Source organism: Piscirickettsia salmonis LF-89 = ATCC VR-1361 (assembly GCF_000297215.2).
GTDB classification, from domain to species: Bacteria; Pseudomonadota; Gammaproteobacteria; order Piscirickettsiales; family Piscirickettsiaceae; genus Piscirickettsia; species Piscirickettsia salmonis.
In genome coordinates this window covers 11,442-19,639 of record NZ_AMFF02000142.1, presented here as the reverse complement: position 1 = coordinate 19,639, position 8,198 = coordinate 11,442, and the positions used below count along the sequence as shown (strand labels likewise).

The 8,198-nt window shown below is 41.1% G+C and carries 6 protein-coding genes, 1 pseudogene and 1 riboswitch; of the genes and pseudogenes, 3 read left to right on the top strand and 4 right to left on the bottom strand.

Annotated elements, in window-relative coordinates; all coding sequences use genetic code 11:
• Positions 1-166, top strand: a pseudogene (locus C200_RS16950) (IS30 family transposase); the annotation flags it as partial.
• 179 nt (positions 167-345) lie between these two features.
• Entirely contained in the window at positions 346-909 is a 564-nt protein-coding gene (locus C200_RS12265) for a hypothetical protein (protein WP_016211214.1), read from the top strand.
• Between the two features lie 102 nt (positions 910-1,011).
• Here C200_RS12265 and thiE read toward each other — a convergent pair whose 3' ends face one another.
• The 4 genes from thiE to acs form a co-directional block, all read right to left on the bottom strand.
• On the bottom strand, positions 1,012-2,493 hold the full coding sequence (gene thiE, locus C200_RS12260) for a thiamine phosphate synthase (protein WP_016211210.1): 1,482 nt from the start codon (positions 2,491-2,493) through the stop codon (positions 1,012-1,014).
• 6 nt (positions 2,494-2,499) lie between these two features.
• Positions 2,500-2,706, bottom strand: coding sequence for a sulfur carrier protein ThiS (thiS, locus tag C200_RS12255; RefSeq protein ID WP_016211213.1), 207 nt, complete (start codon positions 2,704-2,706; stop codon positions 2,500-2,502).
• A 48-nt stretch (positions 2,707-2,754) separates the two neighbouring features.
• The gene (locus C200_RS12250; protein ID WP_016211211.1) at positions 2,755-3,834 is read right to left on the bottom strand and encodes an FAD-dependent oxidoreductase; all 1,080 of its coding nucleotides are present in this window, start codon (positions 3,832-3,834) and stop codon (positions 2,755-2,757) included.
• Positions 3,835-3,908: 74 nt separating this feature from the next.
• A riboswitch (TPP riboswitch) is annotated at positions 3,909-3,997 on the bottom strand.
• A 28-nt stretch (positions 3,998-4,025) separates the two neighbouring features.
• Positions 4,026-5,996, bottom strand: coding sequence for an acetate--CoA ligase (acs, locus tag C200_RS12245; protein WP_016211215.1), 1,971 nt, complete (start codon positions 5,994-5,996; stop codon positions 4,026-4,028).
• Between the two features lie 360 nt (positions 5,997-6,356).
• On the opposite strand from acs, the gene C200_RS12240 reads away from it, so the two are divergent.
• Positions 6,357-7,916 (top strand): APC family permease, encoded by a 1,560-nt coding sequence (locus tag C200_RS12240; RefSeq protein ID WP_016211212.1) that lies wholly within the window; start codon positions 6,357-6,359, stop codon positions 7,914-7,916.
• The last annotated feature ends 282 nt before the right edge of the window (positions 7,917-8,198 follow it).

The window sequence follows — 8,198 nt, the reverse complement described above, 5'->3', positions numbered from 1 at the left end:
CACAAATGGTTTGATAAGGCGTTTTCTACCTAAAGGGACAGATTTTAATGAAATTAGTGACAAAGAAATAGCAAAAATAGAGCATACATTGAACACCAGAAGAAGAGCGAGTTTGAATTATTGCTCACCTAATCATGTTTTTTTAGAGTATTTGATGGCGGCTTAGTATAGAGTAGTGTTGCACTTCAGATGACGGAGGGCGCACTTAATTCAAACCATCGACAATAGAAAAAAAAGTCGTTAAGATGATATCTATCAGCTCTTCTTATAGTGAATTAAAACTTTAATGGTCTGATATTAATTATACTCTTTCATTTATGAGCATATTAATTAATAGAGGTCAATATGACGTTTTTTGATTTAAAAGAAAAAGTATCACAATATTTGCTGGCTATTTATCTAAAACTAGCGGGTGATCAAGAAAAAGATGCTGCTGCTGCTTTTTTTTCTGAATTTATTACCAAAACTGCTCGCTCTCAATCAGCAGCAAGTCTCTTACATTTTTTAAAACAGCTTATAAACCATGAATCACTTGATAGCAACCTTCACACTTCAAGATATATAAGTTTTTACTCAACGCTAGATGATTATTTATCAAAGTGTGAGCTGATTGTATTAGATGATATAGCAACAGGAATTTTCGAACAACTAAAAGGGCCAGGATTTAATCTTGGATATTTTAAAAGCAATTATTCTATAACCGATTCAGATGGAAAACCACACCAGGTTCCAGAAAGAATATCTCGAATTATGAATATAATTCGCAATGAAAACATGACTCCAAATCAACGATTAGAGAAAATAAAGGAGATTAAAATCGCTGCACCTTCCTACGGCTCTAGCTATTTATTTTTTAATGCAACAGATAGCTCAACAAATGAATTTATTTCTAATCTTCAATGTGATTAATGATAGGCATTAACAATATCCATTGCATCACCTGCACCCTCGCAGCTCATATCACGTAAATCATAGTCAATAATAAGCTGCACAAGGACCCATATGTTACTTTTATTTTACCATACTGTTTTTTTGAATTGCAAAAACCTCAGCAATCACCTGCTCTGGATTATCCGCAGCAGTCACCAAAGAAATGACTGCCACACCATCCACACCAGTGTTATAAACATCAGCAATATTACTAAGATTAATCCCACCGATCGCAACAAGTGGGCATTGCACAAGCTTACGCCAATAGGCTAAGCGCTCTATACCCTGAGGAGAGAAATCCAACACCTTACTTTGTGTTTTGAAAATAGGTCCAAAGGCAACATAAGATGTTTTTAAATTAGCAATACGCGCTAATTCATTCTTATCATGAGTACTAACACCAAAAGCTAAATCAGCATTATAAATCGCCTGTAAATTTGCTTTATCTAAGTCCTCTTGACCTAAATGTACCCCAAACGCACCTAACTCTATAGCCAGCTGCCAATGGTCATTAATGTATAAGTCAATATTAAACTCGTGTGCGCTAGCAATGGCCGCCTTGATTTCATCCTTTAATGCGTGGCCCTGCAAATCTTTAATACGCAACTGCACACTTTTACAGCCTGACTTTGCAACACGGCCAATCCAAGTACTGCGATTAACTATCGGATAAAAAGCTAAACGTGTTTTATCGATTTTTTTAAATGACAACGAGCCAGAAGCAGCGAGCGAGTTATTTTTCTGCTTTAAGTGAGCACCAGAATCAGAAACTGTAACGGCTGTTTTTTCTTGTTCATGCCAAAAAGGCACGCCCACCGTCGGCGTACTCGGTACCGCTAAATCACGCTCTGGCATTTTCCCCGCTTCATAGCCTAAGCGCCCACTTTCTATGGCAAGCGCAAACGCCTGTGCCATCTTAACCGGATCTTGAGCTTTCGCCACAGCGGTATTCAACATCACCGCATCCGCTCCCAGCCCCATCACTTTACACGCATGCGCTGGCTCACCTAAACCCGCATCAATAATAATCGGAATATTTTTAAAACGTTCGCGCAATAAACGAAATTGATAAGGATTCAACAAACCTTTACCCGTGCCAATCGGCGCAGCCCAAGGCATTAATACGCGACACCCCGCCTCAAGTAAACGCTCACATAAAATAATATCATCAGTACAATAAGGCAAAACGTCAAAGCCTTCATTCACCAGCACACGTACAGCTTCTAGTAATTCAAATGGATCCGGCTGTAAATTATAATTATTACCGATAACTTCAAGTTTTACTTTATTCGTATTAAATACTTCACGCGCCATTTGTGCGGTAACAATCGCTTCTTTTGCCGTATAGCAACCGGCAGTATTTGGCAAAATATCACAATTTAACTCATTAATACTCTGCCAAAAGTAATTATTTTCATCACCATGCATTTGCCGGCGCAGAGAAACCGTGACTAATTCAGCCCCTGAAGCAATAATCGATGCTTTCATACACTCAAGGTTTGGATACAGCGAGGTACCTAAAATTAAACGCTTATTATACGTCACATCATACAAAGATAGCATAATGAACTACCCTCCCTGCATTGGGGTGACAACGTCAATTTCATCCCCGGCCTTTAAATAAGTACTCGCAAAGCCACTGCGCGGCACAAAGCTGCAATTAATCGCAACCGCAAAACTCGCCCCTTGATAGTTCCACTTTGCTAACGCATCAGTTAATAAGGTGTTTTCTTGAATACATTCACTTTGACCATTGCATTTAATCATAATCATCATCCGCTGCTACCTCCATATTGATATTTCTGTTTATTCTTTGCTATGTTATTATTTTAATGACGCTAAACCTTTAATATACTCAATAATTTTTGCAGATAAAAAAGGCGCGAGTAAATAACCGTGCCGATACAGACCATTGACGTGAATTAAGCCTGATTTATAAATAATTTTTGGCAAATGGTCTGGCAAGGTCGGTCGGCAATTCACCCGAGTTTCTAAAATCCGCGCCTCGGCAAAACCACGATGCAAACTATAAGCCGCAGATAATAGCTCTAATGTTGATTGTACCGAAGGCGGCGAAAAATCTTCAGACTCAATAGAACTCGCGCCGATGACATAATGATGATTGGCACGAGGCACCACATAAATACTATAACGTGGATGAATTAAGCGCACAGGTCGATTTAATGTCACCGTCGGCGCCTGTAAATGAATCACTTCGCCGCGCACACCATGTAAACCTGGAAATGCATTAACCGCTTGTTTCGCCTGCAAACCACGACTATCAATCACCCAATCATACTCTTGTTTCGCATCAGACTGCGCTGTTTTTAACCAATGCTCACCAAACTCGATCACCTCGGTACGGTCTTGCCAATCGATATTTTCATGACTCTGTAAATACTCTGCTGACGCGTTTAAAAAGTCATCGCTGCTCACTTGGCCTTCACCAGGGAAAAATAAACCCGTGCTTAATTTGGGATTAAGTTCTGGCTCTAACAGGGCAATCGTATCTTGACGAATAAACTCAAACTCAGGATGGTTATTCCCCTTTAAATGGCTTAATTTAAGCGCAAGGCAGTCTCTTAAATGCAGCATATCCTGATGATCCTGGGCAAAAGCGACAATGAGGCTGCCTTGTTGCTGAAACCAAACCCGATCATTACCTAATGTTGCAAGAATCTGCGGCCAACGTACCAGAGATTCGATTCCCCAAGAATAAATCAGCACATCATCATGTTCAACTTCTGCAATTGGCGCTAACATACCCGCTGCCGTATACGCACAGCTCTTTTGACCTGACGTATCATCACGATCAAATAAAGTGACATGAAACCCCGCAGATAAGGCATCAAGCGCCAAAACACGCCCCATTAAACCCGCACCAATAATCGCTAAGCGTTGCATTGCTCAACCTTAGCTTTAAAATTAAAGTAACACTGATTAAAGAGAGTAAGGTGAAGTCTATATATATATATAAGTGAGTACAGCATGAATTTTCCTACGTTGGCATCAACCAAATCAGGTTCAAAGGGTATTTCTCAGCCTGATGGCACCCCTAATTCTGTGCTGAAAGATAGCGAGGTTTGCCCTCGCCGTCAAGTATTTGTCGTATTAATAACCCATTCTAAGTCAGCAATAATCGCCGGATTCTCTAAAGTAGAAGTATCTTGCGTGAGATCTTCTTTGCGTACAATCGAGCGCAGTAAACGCCGAACGATTTTGCCACTGCGCGTTTTCGGCAGTGCACTAACCACGTAAAAATTTTCAACTAAAGCAATTGCGCCAATCTCTGCTCTAACAACAGCATTAATTGATTTATGCAATGCCAAACGCTCATCATTATTACTCTGATTATAATTTAAATCACGTAAGACAATAAATGCAACGATCGCCTCGCCTTTAATTTCATGCTGACGACTAACAACGGCGACTTCAGCAACTACCTCATGCTTAGCAATCGCTGACTCGACTTCTGCCGTGCCTAAGCGATGGCCGCTGACGTTAACCACATCATCCACACGCCCTGTCACCCAAATATGGCCATCTTGGTCATACAAGGCACCATCACCACTAAAATAAACGGCTTTTCCTAGATAATTAACCTCAGAAAAATAGCTATTGATAAAGCGATCATAATCACCCCAAATGGTTCTTAACATACTCGGCCACGGTCGAGTGATGCACAATAAACCCTTTTGATCAGGTTTCGCTTTCTGACCTTCCGGCGTTAAAATCTCAGCAAAAATTCCAGGCAATGGCCGCATCGCACAGCCAGGCTTTGCTCCTCCCCACGCAGGCAAAGGTGTGATTAAATGCCCGCCTGTTTCAGTCTGCCACCAGGTATCAACAATTGCACAATGTGAATTACCCACTGATTCATAATACCATTGCCATGCTTCTGGATTAATCGGCTCTCCGACTGTCCCCAACACACGCAATGTAGATAAATCAAATTGCTGCGGCAAGCTCTCACCCTCTTTATGCAATAAACGAATCGCCGTAGGTGCAGTATAAAACTGATTGACTTGATAGCGCTCGATAATCCGCCAAAAGCGCCCAGCATCAGGAAATGTCGGCACCCCTTCATAAATTAAAGTGGTCGCACCCAAGGCCAGCGGTCCATACACCGTATAAGTGTGACCTGTAATCCAGCCAATATCTGCCGTGCACCAAAAGGTATCACTCTCTTGCAGGTCAAATACCCACTTTAAGGTCAGTTGTGCCCATAAAATATAGCCAGCCTGAGCATGCTGCACCCCTTTAGGCTTGCCGGTACTGCCTGAGGTGTATAACAAAAATAAAGGATCTTCACTGGCCAGCTCAACGGCTGGGCAGGATGTTTCATACTCATCAACCATTAGATCATAAATAAAATCTCGACCCGGCTGATACTTAACATCTTGATGGTTACGACGCACCACCAATACCGCCTCAACAGAATCACAGCCTTTTCCAAGGGCCTGATCAACGGTTGGCTTTAATAAATAGGGTTGTCCATGACGAAAACCACCATCGGCAGTAATCACCAGCTTCGCTTTAGCATCGATAATACGCTCATAAAGCGCCTCTGCTGAAAAACCACCAAAGACAATCGAATGAATCACCCCCAAACGTGCACACGCTAGCATCATCACAACCGCTTCTGGAATCATCGGCATATATAAAACGACTCGATCACCTTTTTCCAGCTTAAACTCTTCTTTAAGCATATTCGCTGTTTGGCAAACCCGATAATACAACTCAAGGTAACTAATCGCTTGACGATCGCCTCGCTCACCTTCAAATAACAATGCGACTTTATTTTTGCGTTCGTTTAAGTGGCGATCTAAGCATTGTTCCGAAACATTCAGCGTCCCATCAGTAAACCAGTGATAAGCGGGCGCATTACTCTCATCAAGTATTGTTTTAAATGGACTTTTCCAATCAATCAATGTCTTTGCTTGATGCGCCCAAAAACCTTCGTAATCTTCTTTTGCCCACTGGCATAAACGCTGGTATTCCGCCTGGTTTTGAATCAGTGCATGTGGAAAACGAGCGTGGTCTGGTGAGTCATACAGCTGCGGCATTATCCTCTGTCCTCTTTAATCACAAATCTTGCTAAAAACTTACTCAGAACACTAATAATGGTAACACCTTCTCTAACCCGAAGTAAGGCACACAGTCTTGCCATAGATCACTATAAACATCAATACAAATTAGAATTTTATACGCAATACTTTAAATTTATAAGGCTTGAGCAAAGTTAAGATTCCTTCAATGCAAACTTGTCGTTATAATGAAACGTCGTGTGGCGACCAATGTTGTACTGTACGAGCTTAGGATCCGGCGAATATGGGCAGATATTAAATTAAACTATACGAGCTACACACATTGAGATAGAAAAAACTAGATATAAAGAAACTTAAGGAAAAATTGGTTAATACACTATGACAAAACTTCATAAGCACAAAATTGGGCTTATTCCAGCAACCTTTATTGGCATCTCCGCCATTATTGGCAGTGGCTGGCTATTCGCACCCTATCATGCAGCACAAACCGCAGGCAGCGCATCATTACTCTCTTGGATCATCGGTGCAGGACTGATTCTTTTACTTGCCTTATGCTTTGCTGAAATTGCCGCTTTATTTCCACGGCGAGGACTGACAGCCGTTATTTCAACCATCTCTCATAATAAATACTTTGGTTTTCCCTTTGCCATTGCCAATTGGCTCGGTATTGTTGCGGTCATTCCCATGGAAGCTGACGCAACCATTCAATATCTTATCAGCTTATTTCCAAGTATGAAGTCTTACTTATGGGTCAATGACTCCTTAGCTCCTTTAGGGCTGATCTTTTCCCTCGTATTAATTGTTATTTATTGCTTGATTAACTATTGGGGCGTGCGCTCATTAACAAAAGCGAATAATGCCATTGCAATCTTCAAAATTTTTGTCCCCTTAATTACTGCCATTATTGTCATTGCAGTAAGTTTTCACGCCAGCAACTTTACAGCAGTCGATCATAATTATATGCCTTATGGCTGGAACTCTGTCTTCACTACCATTATTACCACTGGCATTATCGTAGCGTTTAATGGCTTTCAATCGATTATTTCGTTTTCCAGTGAGATTTCAAACCCAAAACGCAATATCCCGCTCTCTTTGGTCCTCTCGATTGTAATCTGCTTAGTGATTTACTTGCTCTTGCAAGTGTCATTTATTGGCGCACTACCGCCAAGCATGCTAAAAAATGGCTGGCACCAGCTTGACTTTCAGGCCCCCATGGTACAGTTAGCCGGCCTATTAGGCCTGCATATGATCATGCTCATCCTCTACGTCGATGCGATGGTCTCACCGTTAGGAACGGCTTTAGCCTATACCGGCTCTTCTACACGGATGCTAACAGCCATGTCTCGCGAAAAACAGGTTCCGCGTTTCTTTGACCATGTACACCCCCACTATGGTGTTTCGCGCCGTTCATTGATCTTTAATATTGCACTGGCAATTGTCTTTTTATTTAGTTTCAGAAGCTGGTCTTCCCTCGCACAAATCCTTAGCTTATTTCATATCCTTTCCTTTATGACGGTACCTCTTGCCCTGGTCGTCTTTAGAAAAACAGTCGCCCCAAAAGAATTTACTTTTAAGATTATAGGCGGACGCTTGATTGCAGCACTACTGTTTATTGTCTTCAGTTATCTTTTTACCATTGGCCACTTTTCTATCGTCTTTGAACTTATTTTATTAATTACTATTTTCCAGGCTGTATTTATCGCCCTACAATCTTCTTCACTGCAAAGTGCAGGCTGCGCCATCAAAAAATGCGGCTTATTGTTCCTTTATTTCTATGCACTTACAATCTTATGCTGGTTCTCACCAGGTAATCATAAACTGCAAATGTCTGAAGGAAATTTCTTTATTCTAACGGCCATCGTTGCAGCACTGTTCTTTTTTGCGCTTACCCGCACTAGGGCCGATGCCAAACATGAAATCACCGCTCCGGCAACCTAACAACTTAATAAACAAATCAACACATAAATCCTGAAGTTTCCTCTTCAGGGTTGCTGTGTTTATCCGATATAACACATACAACCAATAGTAAAGAATGCTCAGTGAAAACATATATTTTTCTGATTATTTCATTATTAATTATTATCTCGCTTAGTGAAGAGGCGTTGAGCTACAAAGAATCCCCACATCTTCTTTACAAACAAGTACCTTGCAATCTATAGCGCTCGATCAACAGTTTCTGACATACTATCAGTAGGTTAAAAAATACAATAAGGAAAAACG